The following is a 17,137-nucleotide window of genomic DNA, read 5'->3' as shown; positions in this document are numbered from 1 at the left end:
AAATTTAAAAGGCGAAGTTGCGTTGTTCAATTCTAAAAACGTAATTTTGCCTTTTAATATTTTAGTTTTAAGAGCAATCTAAATTCTAAAATCAGAAATCTAAAATTTGAATGACAGGAACCGTTTATAAATCTACAGGAAGCTGGTATACCGTAAAATCTGAAAAAGGCGATTTTGTGGAATGCCGTATGAAAGGGAAATTTAGAATTAAAGGAATAAAAAGTACCAATCCTATTGCTGTAGGCGATATAGTCGATTATGAACTTGAAGAAACTTCAGATGCAGTAACGGGAATGATTCACAACATTCATGAAAGAAAAAACTATATCGTTCGTAAATCGGTTAACTTGTCGAAACAGATTCATATTATTGCTTCGAATATCGATCAGGTTTTTTTATTAGTTACAATTGATAATCCACCAACAACTACAAGTTTTATTGATCGTTTTTTAGTTACCGCCGAAGCTTACGGAATTGAAGCGATTCTTATTTTCAATAAAATTGATACACTAAATGATCAGACTTTAGACGATCAGTTGTATTTACAGCATATTTATACTGAAATTGGATATAAATGCCTTCGAATTTCTTCCACAGAAAACAAAGGAATTGATAAACTAAAAGAAATGATGATTGGAAAAGTAAGCATGTTTTCAGGACATTCCGGAGTTGGAAAATCAACTTTGGTCAATGCTTTAGAGCCAAGTCTTCATTTAAAAACAACTGTAATTTCAGAACAAAGCAAACAAGGCCAGCATACTACGACTTTCGCCGAAATGTATGATTTGTCTTTTGATGCCAGAATTATCGATACTCCGGGAATTAAAGGTTTCGGAATTGTTGATATGGAACCATCAGAAATCAGTCATTATTTTCCGGAATTTTTCAGACTTCAGGATCAATGTAAATTTAACAACTGCCTGCATAAAGAAGAACCACATTGTGCTATTAAAGCAGCTTTAGAAAAAGACGAAATTGCATGGTCGCGTTACAATAGTTATCTTAAAATCTTAGAAGGTGATGAAGAGCATTACCGTACCGATATTTATGGGGAAGATCGTGCTGCGAGTGATGAAACAAGGAAATAAAAATTCAATTCAAAAATTCCAAATCCCAATTTAATTATATTGTAGAGATGCACTGCAGTGCATCTAATTGCAGGATTTAAAATCTTTTAATCCATATAATCTGTGGCAAAAAAATAAAGTAAAAATGAAAGTTGTAATTCAAAGAGTTTCCGAAGCATCAGTAACCGTTGATGGTCAAAAAACAGCAGACATACAAAAAGGATTATTAGTTTTAGTTGGAATTGAAGATGCCGATACTCAGGAAGACATTGACTGGCTTGCTGGGAAAATTATTAAAATGAGAATTTTTGGTGACGAAAATGATGTTATGAACTGCTCGGTTCAGGATATCGATGGAGAAATTATTGTCGTAAGCCAATTTACACTTCACGCATCAACCAAAAAAGGAAATCGTCCATCTTATATAAAAGCATCAAAACCAGAATTTGCAATTCCGATGTATGAAAATTTCGTAAAAGCCTTAGAAAAAGAGTTTGGTAAAAAAATACAAACCGGAATTTTTGGTGCCGATATGAAAGTAAATCTCTTAAATGACGGTCCAGTTACGATAGTTATAGACAGTAAAAATAAAGAGTAAAAAATCAACTCAACAAATGTTAAGAATTTCTAAAAATAATATATATTTGGCGAAATTACTAACCAATGAAATCTACCTTTTACGGGATATTTTTTTTCTTATTTTCCCTTATTTCTTCTGCTCAGAAGCTTGATTATTCTACATTATCTATTCCTGATAGTCTTAAAGAAAATTCGAATGCTGTTGTTCGACTAGATCAAATGGATATTATCATTGCTTCCCAAAGAAGTATGAATGTCAAAAAACAAAGAGTTGTTTCTGTTTTAAATGACAAAGGTTTAAATGATGTTGATGCTTATGAACATTATGACAAAACCACTTCAATTAAAAATATAGAAGCTGTAATTTATGATGCATTTGGAAAAGAAATAAAAAAAATCAAAAGAAAAGACTTTAGAGACCAAAGTGCTGTTAGCGGTAGTACTTTATTCTCAGATAACAGAGTGGTTTACTTAGATTATACTCCAATCTCTTATCCTTTTACAGTTGTTTATACATGCGAGACTGAAACATCTAATACAGCATTTATACCACAATGGTATTTCTTAGGGAATTATTATCAAAGTGTTGAGAAATGTGTTTTGAATGTTACTTTTCCTAAAGAATTGGGTTTTAAAAAGAAAGAATTTCGATTTGCAGATTTCAATATTAAAAAAACAACCGATACAGATACCCAATTAAGTTATTTGGCCACAAATATTGTCGCTCAAAAACAAGAATACCTTAGTCCGTCTTCTGGAGATCTTTTCCCTAAAGTTATGATGGGATTAGAAAATTTTCATTTAGAAGGGGTTGATGGTAAAGCTACTACATGGGAAGCATTTGGAAAATGGTACGGAGATAAAATTCTGACCGGAACTACAGTTTTACCAGAAGAAACCAAAGCAAAAATAAAAGCACTCGTTGGAAACGAAAAAGATCCAGTCAAGAAAGCAAAAATTATTTATGATTATGTTCAGAAAAAATCCCGATATGTCAATATAGCTGTTGGTATTGGAGGATGGAAACCCATGTTTGCAAGTGATGTAGATCGTTTAGGATATGGAGATTGTAAAGCATTATCAAATTACACAAGAGCCCTTTTAGATGTTGTAGATGTTCCATCTTACAATACTATTTTATACGGAGATCGTTATAAGTTGGATATTCAGTCAGATTTTGTTTCTATGCAGGGAAATCATATGATATTGGCCATTCCAAATGGAAATGATTATATCTGGTTGGAGTGTACTAGTCAGGATGACCCTTTTGGATATCAGGGAGTTTTTACTGATGACCGCGATGTTTTAGTTGTAAAACCAGAAGGAGGAGAAATCGTTCGTACTAAAATTTATGACGACAAAGGAAATACTCAAGATGAGAAGGGAATTTATACAATTGATGCCGCCGGAAATTTTTCAGGAGCTTTAAAAATAACATCACAAGGAAGTCAATATGCATCAAAATCTCGTGTTGAAAGTATGCAGCCAAATGAAAAAGAAGAACATTACAAAGATTATTGGGATAATATCAATAATTTGAAATTAGGTAAAATAACTTTCACAAACGACAAAGAAAATATTCGTTTTATCGAAGATGTTCAGGTCAATGCATCAAATTATGGAACGCTTTCGGGAAACAAAATGATTTTTGCTATAGATGCTTTTAATCAAAATTCAGATAATATAAAGCGTATAAGAAACCGTAAAAGTCCATTTCAAATTCAGCGCGGCTATTTAGATACAGATGAAATAGAGATTAATCTTCCTGACGGTTTTTCTATCGAGTTTCTGCCTTCAAACTATGAGCTGAAAGGAAAATTTGGAGAATACAAAACAGAAGTTATCAAAAAAGACAATAACAAATTAATTTATAAGCGTTCGATGTTTTTAAACAAAGGAAAATATTCAAATAAGGAATACGATGAATATCGTTTGTTTATGGAACAAGTGTCAAGAAACGACAACGCTAAAATTATATTAAACAAAAACTAACCAAAATCAAAAATAAAATAATGAAAATTACCAGATTATTTGTTTTCTTATTTCTGATGCTGTGTTTTGCAAAAATAACAGCTCAGGAGTTTAAATTAGGAAAAGTTTCAATTTCAGAATTGGAACAAAAAGTACATCCAAAAGATTCATCTGCCTCAGCAGCTATTCTTTATAAAAGAGGAAAAGCGAGAATTGATTATGATCAAAACGATGGTTTCATAACTGTTATGGATGTTGAAACCCGTATTAAAATTTATAAGAAAGAAGGTTATGACTGGGCTAATCAGGAAGTATGGTATTATTACGGAACTAATTTCAGAGAGAAGGTATCAATTAGTGATGCTGTAACATATAATTTAACTAATGGTAAAATTGAAAGCACAAAGTTAAAGAGCGATGGAATATTTGATGAAGTAATCAATAAATACCGAAGCAAGAAAAAAATGACGATGCCAAATGTTAAAGAAGGATCTGTTATTGAATTTAAATATACCATTAAAAGTCCTGACGTTTTAATTCGTGATTGGGATTTTCAAACTAGTATTCCAGTGAATTATTCAGAGTTTAAAACATATGTTCCTGAATATTTTGTTTTTACTCCAGCACAAAAAGGATATGTTTTTCCTAAAGTAACTTCTGAAAAAAATAATAAATCTTTTATCATAAATTCTAAAGAAAGATACAATACCGGAGGCTTTGGAGGAGGAGCTACCAAAACAGAATTTTATCAGGATAAAATAGAATATATGGAAACTCAGACGATTTACATTGCTGAAGATTTTCCTGCCATGAAAGACGAAGCTTATGTTAATAATATTGATAATTATACGTCTTCAGTAGGGCATGAATTGTCAATGACAAAATTTCCAAATAAACCAATAAAACAGCTTTCTACAGATTGGAATTCTGTAGTAAAAACAATTTATGATTATGAAGATTTTGGACCCGAATTAAATAAAACAGGTTATTTTGAAGATGATGTAAAAAAACTATTAGAAGGAACCAGTACACCGGAGGAAAAAATCTGGGTTATTTTTAACCATGTAAAATCTAATGTAAAATGGAATAATTATAATGGTTATAACTGTGAGAGCGGAGTTAAAAAAGCTTATAAAGAAAAGACTGGAAATATTGCCGATATTAATTTAATGCTTACTGCTATGTTACGCTATTCTGGACTAACAGCAAATCCTGTATTAGTTAGTACGCGTTCTAACGGAATTGCTTTATTTCCAAATAGAACAGCATTTAATTATGTAATTGCAGCAGTAGAAACTCCAAATGGATATATTTTATTAGATGCCTCTGAAAAACTTTCAGCTCCAAATATATTACCGCTAAGAGTTTTAAACTGGTCAGGTAGATTAATACGAAAAGACGGAACATCTGAAGAAATAAATTTAATGCCTGAAAAAGTGTCTAATGATAATGTTTTTATGACTTACAGCATTGATGCCGAAGGTAAAGTTACAGGAAAAACAAGAAGACAATCTACAGATTATAACGCCATGATTACTAGAGGTAATATCAATAATCAGAAGGAAGAAGAGTATCTGGAAAAACTTGAAAACGCAAATAATAAAATCGAAATCAGTGAATATTCTAAAACAAATGAAAAAGATGTTCTGCAGCCAATCGTAGAAACATATTCTTTTACAGGAACAAATTTATGTGAAGTAATTGGTGGAAAAATTTATGTAAATCCAATGTTGTTTTTTACCAAAAATAAAAACCCATTTACTCAGGAAATAAGAGAGTATCCTGTAGATTTTAGTTATCCATTTGCTGACAAATATAATATAACGATACAAATTCCAGATGGTTATACAGTAGAAACTTTACCAGCTCCTGCCGTTGTTAGTATGCAAGATAATTTAGGAACTTTTAAATTCAATATTGCTGTAAATGCGAATGTATTGCAATTGTCAATTTTGCACCAAATAAATGAGGCTATAGTATCTTCTGAAAAATACGAAATGCTAAAAGATTATTATAAAGCAATGGTAGCTAAAGAAACTGAAAAAATAATTTTAAAAAGAATATAAGTATGAAATTTTCAAGTTTAGTATTCATTTTATTTTTCCTTTTTTTTATAAAGGTTCAATCTCAAACTTATGAATTGGGGAAGGTAACGATTGCTGAACTTGAAGAAAAAATACATCCTCTCGATTCTGGAGCAGTTGCAGCAGTTTTATTTTGTAAAGGAATTTCCAAAATAGACGACGATTCAGAAACGACGATTTTGATGCGAATAAAAATCTACAGAAAAGAAGGTTATGACTGGGCAAATGCCCAGTTTGCCTTTCCGGCCGGTAAATCAAATTATTTAAATCTTACTGATGTTGTTACATATAATCTGGCAGACGGAAAGATTGTAAAATCTAAACTTAAACCTGAAAGCGAGTTTATAGAAAAAAATAACAAATATTATTGGCTTAAAAAAATCACTTTTCCAGACGTTAAAGAAGGTTCTATTATTGAATATAAAGTTAAAAGTTACGGCGGAGGTATTCCGGATTGGACTTTCCAAAAAAGTATTCCAGTCAATTACTCAGAATTTAAAACCATAATTCCGGATGCTTTTACTTTTAAAAGAAATTTTACAGGCTTTTTTGCTCCAAAAGTAACTACACAAATAGCATCGAATTCATATAAATATTTAGCACACGAAACTACTTACTCTCTTCAAAACCTTCCTGCAATGAGAGAAGAAAGTTATGTTAACAATATAAAAAATTATTGTGCTTCAATATCTCATGAACTTGAGACAATTTCCATTCCGGGAACTTTATTTAAATCATTTTCTACAAACTGGCCTACAGTTGCAAAAACAATTTATGAATATGACGATTTTGGTCCTGAATTAAACAAAACAGGTTATTTTGAAGAGGATCTTAAACTTCTTTTAGAAGGAAAAACTAAGCCCGAAGATAAAATGACAGCAATCCTTAATTATGTGAAATCAAACATAAAATGGAATAATTATTTAGGGTATGGATGCGAAAAAGGGGTAAGAAAAGCGTATAAAGAAAAAATAGGAAATTGTGCCGATATTAATTTAATGCTAACCGCAATGCTGGGTTACTCAGGCTTGCAGGCGCATCCGGTTTTAATAAGTACAAGATCTAATGGAATTAATTTTTTTCCAAGTACAGAAGGTTTTAATTATGTAATAGCAGGTGTTGAAACCCCAACTGGAATAGCTTTATTAGATGCTACCGATGAATTTTCAACCATAAATGTACTGCCATTAAGAGATTTAAACTGGATAGGAAGATTAATTCGTAAAGACGGCACTTCAGAAACGGTAGATTTAATGCCTAAAAAAAACTCAAACGATCTTGTTTCAATGGGATTTGATGTAAAAGCAGATGGAAGTATTGAAGGGAAGGTAAGAAGACAATATTCTGATTATAATGCATTTAACTTTAGAGAAAAAATAGCTAAAGAAAATGAAGAAACTTATATTGAAAAGTTTGAAAATGAAAGCGGAAAAATAGAAATAAGCAATTACAAAAGAACCAATCAAAAAGAGATTTCAGAACCTGTTTCTGAGTCATTTTCTTTCACAGGATCAAATCTTTCTGAAATAATTGGTGATAAAATATACATAAATCCGATGCTTTTTTTCTTAGATGAAAAAAATCCGTTTAAGCAGGAAAAAAGAGAATACCCAGTTGATTTTGGATTCCCTTTTGCAAAAAGGTATGCGATTACAATTGCAATTCCGGATAATTTTGAAGTTGAAAATCTGCCTAAATCCTTAGGTGTTGTTATGGAAGATAACTTAGGTGTTTTTAAATTTGATACAGCAGTTGTAGATAAAAAAATACAGTTGTCAATGATACATCAAATCAATCAAGCAATATTTCCGGTAGATAAATACGAAATGCTTAAGGAATATTATAAAACGATGATCGCAAAACAGACCGAAAAAATTATCTTAAAAAGGATATAGAAATGAAACTTTCAAGTTTACGAATAATTCTTTTTCTCTTCTTATTGGTTACTAAAGTTAATTCTCAAAATTATCAATTAGGAAAAGTAACTGTTGCCGAACTTCAGGAAAAAGTACATCCACAAGACAGCAGCGCCCCTGCTGCTATTTTGTTTAAAAAAGGAAGAACATTTTTTAGTTACAATAAAGATGTTGGTTTTTCGGCAAACCATGTTTGTGAAATTAAAATTAAAATCTACAAAAAGGAAGGCTTAAAATGGGCCGATCAAAAAGTGCGTTTCTATATTGGATATGAAAACTTAAATGAAGATCGTTTGGAGTTTTCGGATGCTGCGACATACAATTTAGAAAATGGTTCAATCGTAAAAACAAAGCTTGAGAGCCAGGGTTCATTTAAGAAAAAAATAAATAAATATTGGAAAGAGAAAGCTATTACACTGCCTAATGTGAAAGTAGGTTCTATAATTGAGTACAAATATGTTTTAAAGTCAGAGAATATTGTAAAATTTCCAGACTTTGATATTCAATACGATATTCCGCTTAATTATTTTTATTATAAAACAGAAATTCCGGAATTCTACATTTATAAGCCTTTATTAGTTGGAGGTATTCCGCTTGAAACAGAAAGTAAATTTGCCAGCGGAAGTCAGACTTTTGAAAACGAATACAATCAAACCAATTCACTTACATATCGTCAAATTAATGCCTTTTATTCAGGAAAAAATATTCCGGCATTAACAGAAGAACCTTATGTAAACAATATTGAAAACTACAGAGGACAAATTAAACATGAGTTAGAAAGAGTTCGTATGCCGGAACAGCCTGTTAAAGATTATGCTTTAACATGGGAAGGTGTTGCTAAGACTATTTTTAATGACAATAGTTTTGGAAAAGAACTAAATCAAAATAATTTTTTAATTGAAGATGTAAAAAGATTACTCGGAAACGTAGAGTCTCAAAATGAAAGCTTAAATCTCATTTTTACTTACGTTCAAAATAGAATGAACTGGAATGAAATTAATGATTATTACACAGATAAAGGTGTTCAAAAAGCGTACACAGATCAAACGGGAAATGTTGCTGAAATAAACTTTATTTTAATAAACATGTTAAAATTGGCAGGAATAGAAGCTAATCCTGTTTTAGTAAGTACAGTTGAAAATGGACTTCCAGTTTACCCAACAAGAACGGGATTTAATTATGTTTTTGCAGCAGCCGAAATTGATGGCAAACAAATTTTACTTGATGCTACACATAAGTATACTTCACCGAATATTCTTCCTGTAAATGTCTTGAACTGGAAAGGAAGATTGATAAAAAAAGATGGAACATCTACAGAAATTGATTTAGAACCTTCCAATCCATCTAAAGAAAATTTCATTATGTCTGTAAAAATAGACAGTGACGCAAAAATGAACGGCCAGGTCAGAATTTTGCGTACAGATTATGATGCATATAGTTTTAGAGTTGAAAATAATTCAAAATCTCAGGATAATTATTTGGAGAAATTTGAAGAAAAATTAGGCAGTCTGAGTATTTCAAATTATAAAATCGAAAACCAAAAATCGAATCTGCAAAACCCAATTGTAGAAACTTTTTCTTTTACTTCAAATAGCCAGTCTGATATAATTGGAGGGAAAATATTCATAAATCCTCTCTTATTTTTTACCAAAACAAAAAATCCTTTTAATCAGGAAAATAGAAGAATGCCAGTTTGGTTTGGATATAAAACCCAGGAAAAATATAATATTAATTTAGAAATTCCAGAAGGATATGCAGTCGAGTCAATGCCTTCGAAAATTAAAGTTGCATCAGAAAATAATGATTTGGTATATACGCTGAATTTTTTTACAGAAGGAAACAAAATTCAAATAAACTGCACAAATGAAATTAACAATAGTATTTTTGCAGCTGAGCAATATAAAGGTTTGAAAGATGTTTTTCAGAAAATTATTGCAAGTCAAAATGAAAAAATAGTCCTTAAAAAAATATAATCATGGATTTGAAAAATGCACAACTTGACGTTGATACCTGGATAAAAGAACACGGCGTTCGTTATTTTAACGAATTAACGAATATGGCACAGCTTACAGAAGAAGTTGGTGAAGTTGCCAGAATTATTGCTCGTCGTTACGGAGAACAATCTGAAAAAGAAAGTGATAAAAATAAAGATTTAGGTGAAGAATTGGCAGACGTTGTTTTCGTAGTTTTATGTTTGGCAAATCAAACCGGAATCGATTTACAAGCCGCTTTCGACAAAAAAATGGACTTAAAATCGGTTAGAGATAAAGATCGTCACAAAAACAACGATAAATTGAAATAATTGTGAAATATCACTCATAAGTTTTGAATTTTGAATTTTGAATTTTGAATTATGAATGGGGAGTGGTAAATTGCGGGGCTGAATTATGTTTCTAATCATTCATAATTCAATTCACAACTTACAATTAAAAAAATGAATTTAAAATTAAGAACGAATCCGCAATTCACAATTGATGATTCGCAACTCAATATCACAGGTTCTAAAAGCGAAACAAACCGTTTATTACTTTTAAAAGCCTTATTTCCAAATATTACCTTAGCTAATACTTCAAACTCAGATGACAGTGAAGTAATGCAAAAAGCATTGGCAGAAAATGACGAAATTGTAGACATTCACCACGCCGGAACAGCAATGCGTTTTTTAACTGCTTATTTTGCTGTAAGTGAAGGAAGAGAAGTTGTTATGACGGGTTCAAGCAGAATGCAGGAACGCCCAATCAAAATTTTGGTTGATACTTTAAGACAATTGGGTGTTGAGATCTCTTATGAAAAAGAAGAAGGTTATCCGCCAATTCGAATCAAAGGAAAAAAAGTTACGGCTTCAAAAGTTACTTTGGCAGCAAATGTGAGCAGTCAATATATTTCGGCACTTTTATTAGTAGCTTCAAAATTAGACAATGGTTTAGAGCTTACTTTAGAAGGAGAAATAACTTCAATTCCATATATCAAAATGACTTTAGCTTTACTAAACGATTTAGATATCCAAACTAGTTTTGAAGGAAATATAATTAAAGTTTACCCAAAAGAATCTGTAGAATCAAAAGAAATGGTTGTAGAATCAGACTGGAGTTCGGCATCTTATTTCTTTAGTTTGGTAGCTTTATCTGAATCTGCAAAAATCACTTTAAGCAGTTACAAAGAAAACAGTCTTCAGGGAGATTCAGAGTTAGTTTCTCTTTATGAAAAAATGGGCGTAAAAACGACTTTCCAAAACAACAAAATGACTTTGCAAAAAGTGGCTGGATTTAATTATCAGGATGTAAATTTTGAATTGAACAATACGCCAGATATTGCACAAACGATTGTAGTAACTTGTTTAGGTCTTGGAATTGGGTGTCACTTAACAGGTCTTCATACCTTAAAAATCAAAGAAACAGATAGACTTGAAGCTCTAAGAATTGAATTGACAAAATTAGGAGCGAATATTTCTGTAACTAATGATAGTTTAACTTTAGAACGTTCAGAAACTATTAATCATGATGTTCATATTGCAACATACAACGATCATCGTATGGCAATGGCATTTGCACCTTTAGCAATCAAAGTTCCAATTATTATCGATGATGCCGAAGTAGTTTCAAAATCATATCCGGATTTCTGGAACGATTTAAAAGCGCTAAACTTTCAAATCTCAGAATTGTAAGGAAAATTGAACCATATAAGTTATATAAGTTCATTTAAATAAAAGCTTAACGCAAAGTATGTAAAAACATAGCCTCTGGTTTCAACCAGAGGTTTTTTTATGGCATTAGAAAGCAAACCCGACAGGTTTTTAAAACCTGTCGGGTTTAATATATAAGCTCCAATATTTAAAAAGTCTAATTAATATGAACTTATATAACTTCTATGGTTCAAAAAAAGCATTTTTAATGGTTCTGGAAACCTCACAAAATCAAGGACTTTTGAAAATAAACGTCAAAAGACTTGACAACGCCTATCTCACAATCGTATATTTGCATCCGATTTAAAATTTTAGATAATCAAATCTAGAATCTACACTCTAAAATCTACAATTCAAATATGAAATTATCACACTTCAATTTCAATTTACCGAAAGAACTTTTAGCTGAATTTCCGGCAGAAAATAGAGATGAGTCTCGTTTAATGGTAATTGACCGTAAAACACAAACAATTGAACATAAAATGTTTAAAGATGTTATCAACTATTTTGATGACGGAGACGTTTTAATTCTTAACAATACAAAAGTTTTCCCTGCACGTTTGTATGGAAACAAAGAAAAAACCGGAGCTAGAATTGAAGTTTTCTTATTAAGAGAATTAAACTCTGAGCAGCGCTTATGGGACGTTTTGGTAGATCCTGCCAGAAAAATCCGTATTGGTAACAAACTTTATTTTGGTGATGACGATTCATTAGTTGCTGAGGTAATCGACAATACAACGTCTCGTGGAAGAACTTTACGTTTCTTATACGATGGTTCTTATGAAGAATTCAGAAACAAATTAACAGAACTTGGAGAAACTCCAATTCCTAAATACATCAACAGAGACGTAACTCCGGAAGATGCTGAAAGATATCAAACTATCTACGCAAAAGAAGAAGGAGCAGTAGCTGCACCAACTGCAGGTTTACACTTCTCAAAACACCTTTTGAAAAAATTAGAAATCAAAGGAGTAAATTTTGCTGAGGTAACTTTACACGTAGGTTTAGGAACTTTTAACCCGGTTGAGGTTGAAGATTTATCTAAACACAAAATGGATTCTGAGGAATTAATCATTACTCAGGAAGCTTGTGATATTGTAAACGAAGGAAAAGCAAAGAAAAAACGTATTTGTGCTGTAGGAACAACTTCTATGCGTGCAATCGAAAGTTCTGTTTCTTCTGCTAATACTTTAAATCCATACGAAGGATGGACAAATAAATTTATTTTCCCTCCTCACGATTTCAGTATTGCAAACTGTATGATAACGAATTTCCATACACCAAAATCAACATTATTAATGATGATTTCTGCTTTCTGTGGTCACGATTTAATGAAACGTGCTTACGAAGAAGCAATCAAAGAAGGATACAAATTCTATTCTTACGGAGACGCGATGTTAATTCTTTAATTAGAGTTTATCTTATAAAGAAACCCGACAAGTTTTTAGAACCTGTCGGGTTTTTTGTTTGTTCAAAGTTTCAGGTTTAAAGTTTCAAGTTTGACATTCGTTGTTTAACCGCAAAGTTCGCAAAGCTTTGTGTTCTTTTGCAGTTGGCAAACACAAACTGAGCAAAAAAACCTTGCGAACTTTGCGTTAATTTTCACAAAGCATATCAACATGAAACCTAAAACTTGAAACAAAACAAACAAATTTTGTTATTTTAGCAACCAAAACAAAAAATACAATGACTTTTCAAAATACACGCGAATTTGCACGAGGGCTAGATTCGCAAGACACATTAAACCACTATCAAAATCAATTCATTTTTCCAAAAGTGAATGACAAACGAGTAATTTATTTTACTGGAAATTCTTTAGGATTACAGCCAAAACGTACCAAAGCCTATATAGACGAAGTAATGAATGACTGGGCAGAATTGGCAGTAGAAGGTCATTTTTATGCTGAAAAACCTTGGTGGGATTATCAGGAAAGATTTTCTGAACCGTTGAGCAAAATTGTGGGAGCACTTCCGTCAGAAGTTACAGTAATGAATACACTGACTGTAAATCTTCACTTACTGATGGTTTCTTTTTATCAGCCAAAAGGCAAACGTTATAAAATTATCTGCGAAGAAAAAGCTTTCCCATCAGATCAATATATGTTTCAGAGTCAGGTTCATTTTCACGGATACAAACCAGAAGATGCAATCGTAGAAATCAAACGCCGTGAAGGTGAACATAATATTCGTCTGGAAGATGTTTTAGCCAAAATTGAAGAAGTTGGAGATGAATTAGCTTTAGTTTTAATTGGCGGAGTAAATTATTATACCGGACAAGTTTTCGACATAAAAACCATAACCGCAGCGGGACAAAAAGCCGGAGCAAAAGTAGGTTGGGATTTAGCACATGCTGCCGGAAATATTAAATTAGAACTTCATGATTGGAATGTAGATTTTGCTGCTTGGTGCAGTTATAAATATATGAACTCAGGTCCCGGAAATGCTTCCGGATGTTTTGTTCACGAAAAACATCATAATTCAGATTTGCCTCGTTTCGCTGGCTGGTGGGGACACAATAAAGAACGCCGTTTTAAAATGGAACCAACTTTTGATCCGGTCCACGGTGCAGATGGATGGCAGATTAGTAATCTTCCGGTTCTTTCGTTAGCGCCTTATTTGGCTTCAGTAGAAATGTTTGCTGAAGTTGGAATGGATGCACTGATTAAAAAACGTGATCATATTACTTCATATTTAGAATTTATTCTGCACGAAATTGATAAGGAAGTAGAAAGTACTTTCGAAATCATCACACCAGTAAATCCAGAAGAAAGAGCTTCACAATTATCTGTTTTTCTTCACGGGCAAGGACGAAGTTTGTTCGATTATTTAATGAAAAACGGTGTGATTACAGATTGGCGTGAACCAAACGTTATTCGTTTAGCACCAGTTCCTTTGTATTCTTCATATGAAGATATGTATGATTTTGGACAAATTTTGAAAAAAGGAATTTTAGGGAAGTAAGCTCTTGTTTAAAGGAATAATAGTAAGCGTACCTTTTGTCATTTCTCGTTCGAAATGACAAAAGGTACGCATTTTTTGTTTCCCGCAGATTTTGCAGATTTTGCAAATTTTTTTGATAAAGTTTCTCAAAGAATAATCCGCTAAATCTGTAAAATCTGCGGGAGCTTTTTTCAGCACATTTTTTAATCATTTTAATCCTTTAATCTGTGGCAAAACAAAAAATCTTTTAATCTTATAAATTTTCCAAAAAATTCTGTAATAAACATTATATCAGATCTTCCGTATTTTGTAGTGTATAATTTAAATACCTATAATCATGAAAGGCTTATATATTTTATTCGCAGTAATCATTTTTACTTCTTGTCAAAATCAAGGGCAAAGTAAAGAGGATATAAATAAAGCCAAGCAAGCCAGTATTGATTCAATGAAAGTTGAGATTAACAAACAGCGTGTTATCGATTCAATGAAGACTGAAATGGCGAAGATAAAAGAAGAACAGGAACAGAAAGCTGAATCTCAAAAAGTTGTTGTAGTACATCAAAATGATGGTACAGCAACGGCAGCAACCACAAAAAAGAAAGGATGGAGCGCGACTGCCAAAGGTGCTGTAATTGGTGCCGGAGTTGGTGCCGCGACCGGAGCAATTGTTAGTAAGAAAAAAGGTGAAGGTGCTATCATTGGTGGTTTAGCAGGTGCTGCTTTAGGAACAGGAACAGGTGCTGTTATTGACAGTAAAAACAAGAAGAAAGAGTAGATTTTAATTCTATAAAAAATAAAACCGCCGATTTAGGAAACTAAGTCGGCGGTTTGTTTTATACTAATCCTGATGAGGGAATTTGAATGGCGTTTAATTCTGTTTTATAAAATTCGAATTGATCTTTAATTTTTTGTTCATCAGTTTTGAAATACAAAGAAGATGAAAACAGATTTCGATAATATTCAATTCCTTCTAAAATATTCGATTTAAAAGAATTCCATTTTTTAATTTGAATGGCCGTTACTTGTCCTGAAATGTTTTCGATTTCATTTCTCAAATAATCTACATACATTTTTAATTCTTTCACAAATAAATTAGGGCGATCTGTTCTTAAAACAGAATTTCCCTGATAAATATGCTGAACCATTTCTTTTAACGAAACTTCCTGATCAAAATAAGCCAGGTTTGGTCCCGGACAAATTACAACTCCTTGCGCCTGACCTTTTATTTTAATGTCATTTTCAAGATAAGAAGCATTAGCTAAACCAACACACAGACAAGATTTCTCTGTAATTTTAATTTTGCTTTTTTCGAATTCGTCAGCAGACAAAATGTCTTTTTGGGTTTCTAATTCTTCTAGCTTAATATCCTGATATTTTTTAGAAGCTGTGCAAATTCCGTGTGGATCGTATTCTTTGCTTAAAGCTAAAAACTTTTTCGGGCAGGAACTTCCGGCTTTGTTTTCCTGAATTCTCTTTTGTTTTAGGAATTCATTAGTTGTTCCTTTCAAAGTATTAAACGGAACTCCCAAAGGTGAAATATTACTTAAATAAAAATCATCTTCTTTGGCATTCATCAGTAAGTTTCTCGTTTCCTGATCTACAGAAGTTGCTTCTGGAACCAACAGAAATGGAGATCCCCACCCAACAGCATCTACTTTATATTCATCTAATAAAAACTCATGTTCTTCTGAAGTTCCAACTCCGCCCTGAACCGTGATTTTTAATTCTAAAGGTTTTTCGGGAAATATTTGATTTTTTAGCTGTAAAGCTTTAATCATTAAATCGTGAGCCGATTGTACTAATTGTTCTTTTTTCTGCTTGAATTCTTCTAAAATCGTCCCTAATAAGAGTCCGTCGGTTGCAAAGGCGTGACCGCCGCAGTTCAATCCAGATTCTATTCGATATTCAGAAACCCAAAGTCCTTTTTTAGCCAGGAAATTTCCCTGAATCATAGCCGATCTAAAATCACTTACTTTTAAGATTATTTTCTTTTTCAGTTCGTTTTTTTCATTTGGGAAAAAGTCTTTAAAGTTTTCAAAGTAGCCAAACAATCTCGGATTCATCCCTGCAGAAAGAACAACCGAAGATTCTAAATTACTGTTTGCAAAACCTCTTAAGGCTGCATGTGCGTCATTAAACTCAATCGGGAGTTGTTCGTTTTTTACAAAATTATCTTTGTCTAACTTCGTCATAATGTTCACATCAATTTCTCCGGGAAAAAGATGCGATTCGATATACTGCTGAACGTTTTCTTTCAAAGCGATTCCGTCGTCGAGTAAATTCTGAAAACCTTTTTTAATGTCAGAAGTATTGGGTAACATCGACATAAAATTTTCAAGAGCGGTTTTGCTTTCTGCTAATTCAGTTTTGAAATTTTCGAATTTTTCTTTTACAATTTTGTCAACCAAATTTAAGTAAGAAGTAATTCTTTCGGCACGGTAATCGTGAAATTTCTGAGTGATTTCTTCGTAAGGGATATTGAATTTAGTGCTGTAAAAATTACGCATCTTTTCAATCAAGTCGTCATCAGCAAGTGCTATAACAGACGAAATTCCGTATTGCGCCACACGAATAGGGCTGTCAATCGTGTACGCAAGCCCCATCACTGGAATATGAAAAGTGTGCAAAGGCGTTTTTGTCATTTGTTTTCAGATTAAAATAAAGACAAATGAAAAACAATAATTTTTTTTAAAAACTGATAATTGTCAGGTTTGTGGGTAAAGTTTATAGCCACAAATTACGCAATCTTGTCATCCTGACGAAGGAAGGATCTTCGTAAGTAGCTCCGCAATCTAAATCGCTAATCTTTGTAGAGTTTCTTGCGAAGATTCTTCGTGCCTCAGAATGACAAATAATGAGAGTAGTTTTCAGTTTTTACATAATCTTTGTCATCCTGAC

The 17,137-nt window shown here is 32.2% G+C and carries 12 protein-coding genes; 11 read left to right on the top strand and 1 reads right to left on the bottom strand.

The window, feature by feature from the left end; translation table 11 throughout:
• Positions 1–110: 110 nt before the first annotated feature.
• From rsgA to ABDW27_RS09875, 11 genes are all read left to right on the top strand, one after another.
• A complete protein-coding gene (gene rsgA / locus ABDW27_RS09925) occupies positions 111–1,088 on the top strand; it encodes a ribosome small subunit-dependent GTPase A (protein ID WP_343695756.1) in 978 nt (325 codons plus the stop codon).
• A 124-nt stretch (positions 1,089–1,212) separates the two neighbouring features.
• On the top strand, positions 1,213–1,665 hold the full coding sequence (gene dtd / locus ABDW27_RS09920) for a D-aminoacyl-tRNA deacylase (RefSeq protein ID WP_343695755.1): 453 nt from the start codon (positions 1,213–1,215) through the stop codon (positions 1,663–1,665).
• A gap of 65 nt (positions 1,666–1,730) precedes the next feature.
• Entirely contained in the window at positions 1,731–3,638 is a 1,908-nt protein-coding gene (locus tag ABDW27_RS09915) for a DUF3857 domain-containing protein (protein ID WP_343695754.1), read from the top strand.
• A 20-nt stretch (positions 3,639–3,658) separates the two neighbouring features.
• The gene (locus ABDW27_RS09910) at positions 3,659–5,683 is read left to right on the top strand and encodes a DUF3857 domain-containing protein (RefSeq protein WP_343695753.1); all 2,025 of its coding nucleotides are present in this window, start codon (positions 3,659–3,661) and stop codon (positions 5,681–5,683) included.
• Between the two features lie 2 nt (positions 5,684–5,685).
• Positions 5,686–7,596: a DUF3857 domain-containing protein gene (locus ABDW27_RS09905; protein ID WP_343695752.1), complete on the top strand. Its 1,911-nt coding sequence runs from the start codon at positions 5,686–5,688 to the stop codon at positions 7,594–7,596.
• Positions 7,597–7,598: 2 nt separating this feature from the next.
• Positions 7,599–9,590 (top strand): DUF3857 domain-containing protein, encoded by a 1,992-nt coding sequence (locus ABDW27_RS09900; RefSeq protein ID WP_343695751.1) that lies wholly within the window; start codon positions 7,599–7,601, stop codon positions 9,588–9,590.
• 2 nt (positions 9,591–9,592) lie between these two features.
• Complete coding sequence (locus ABDW27_RS09895; RefSeq protein WP_012022600.1) at positions 9,593–9,919, top strand: nucleotide pyrophosphohydrolase; 327 nt, start codon at positions 9,593–9,595, stop codon at positions 9,917–9,919.
• Positions 9,920–10,051: 132 nt separating this feature from the next.
• Positions 10,052–11,281, top strand: coding sequence for a 3-phosphoshikimate 1-carboxyvinyltransferase (gene aroA, locus ABDW27_RS09890; RefSeq protein ID WP_343695750.1), 1,230 nt, complete (start codon positions 10,052–10,054; stop codon positions 11,279–11,281).
• Between the two features lie 377 nt (positions 11,282–11,658).
• Positions 11,659–12,708: a tRNA preQ1(34) S-adenosylmethionine ribosyltransferase-isomerase QueA gene (gene queA / locus ABDW27_RS09885; RefSeq protein ID WP_343695749.1), complete on the top strand. Its 1,050-nt coding sequence runs from the start codon at positions 11,659–11,661 to the stop codon at positions 12,706–12,708.
• Positions 12,709–12,985: 277 nt separating this feature from the next.
• A complete protein-coding gene (gene kynU, locus ABDW27_RS09880) occupies positions 12,986–14,260 on the top strand; it encodes a kynureninase (RefSeq protein WP_343695748.1) in 1,275 nt (424 codons plus the stop codon).
• Between the two features lie 316 nt (positions 14,261–14,576).
• Entirely contained in the window at positions 14,577–15,014 is a 438-nt protein-coding gene (locus ABDW27_RS09875; protein ID WP_343695747.1) for a YMGG-like glycine zipper-containing protein, read from the top strand.
• A 58-nt stretch (positions 15,015–15,072) separates the two neighbouring features.
• Here ABDW27_RS09875 and ABDW27_RS09870 read toward each other — a convergent pair whose 3' ends face one another.
• Positions 15,073–16,881, bottom strand: coding sequence for a hypothetical protein (locus ABDW27_RS09870; protein WP_343695746.1), 1,809 nt, complete (start codon positions 16,879–16,881; stop codon positions 15,073–15,075).
• Positions 16,882–17,137 lie beyond the last annotated feature (256 nt).

Origin of the sequence: Flavobacterium sp. (assembly GCF_039595935.1) — a bacterium.
In the GTDB taxonomy this organism is placed as follows: Bacteria; Bacteroidota; Bacteroidia; order Flavobacteriales; family Flavobacteriaceae; genus Flavobacterium.
Note: the sequence above shows the minus strand (reverse complement) of the source record. Positions and strands in the feature narration are given on the sequence as shown.

Excerpts from the sequence above, each read along its gene's own strand:
- rsgA (WP_343695756.1), top strand. The coding sequence starts at position 111 with ATGACAGGAACCGTTTATAAATCTACAGGAAGCTGGTATACCGTAAAA.
- dtd (WP_343695755.1), top strand. The coding sequence starts at position 1,213 with ATGAAAGTTGTAATTCAAAGAGTTTCCGAAGCATCAGTAACCGTTGAT.
- ABDW27_RS09915 (WP_343695754.1), top strand. The coding sequence starts at position 1,731 with ATGAAATCTACCTTTTACGGGATATTTTTTTTCTTATTTTCCCTTATT.
- ABDW27_RS09910 (WP_343695753.1), top strand. The coding sequence starts at position 3,659 with ATGAAAATTACCAGATTATTTGTTTTCTTATTTCTGATGCTGTGTTTT.
- ABDW27_RS09905 (WP_343695752.1), top strand. The coding sequence starts at position 5,686 with ATGAAATTTTCAAGTTTAGTATTCATTTTATTTTTCCTTTTTTTTATA.
- ABDW27_RS09900 (WP_343695751.1), top strand. The coding sequence starts at position 7,599 with ATGAAACTTTCAAGTTTACGAATAATTCTTTTTCTCTTCTTATTGGTT.
- ABDW27_RS09895 (WP_012022600.1), top strand. The coding sequence starts at position 9,593 with ATGGATTTGAAAAATGCACAACTTGACGTTGATACCTGGATAAAAGAA.
- aroA (WP_343695750.1), top strand. The coding sequence starts at position 10,052 with ATGAATTTAAAATTAAGAACGAATCCGCAATTCACAATTGATGATTCG.
- queA (WP_343695749.1), top strand. The coding sequence starts at position 11,659 with ATGAAATTATCACACTTCAATTTCAATTTACCGAAAGAACTTTTAGCT.
- kynU (WP_343695748.1), top strand. The coding sequence starts at position 12,986 with ATGACTTTTCAAAATACACGCGAATTTGCACGAGGGCTAGATTCGCAA.
- ABDW27_RS09875 (WP_343695747.1), top strand. The coding sequence starts at position 14,577 with ATGAAAGGCTTATATATTTTATTCGCAGTAATCATTTTTACTTCTTGT.
- ABDW27_RS09870 (WP_343695746.1), bottom strand. The coding sequence starts at position 16,881 with ATGACAAAAACGCCTTTGCACACTTTTCATATTCCAGTGATGGGGCTT.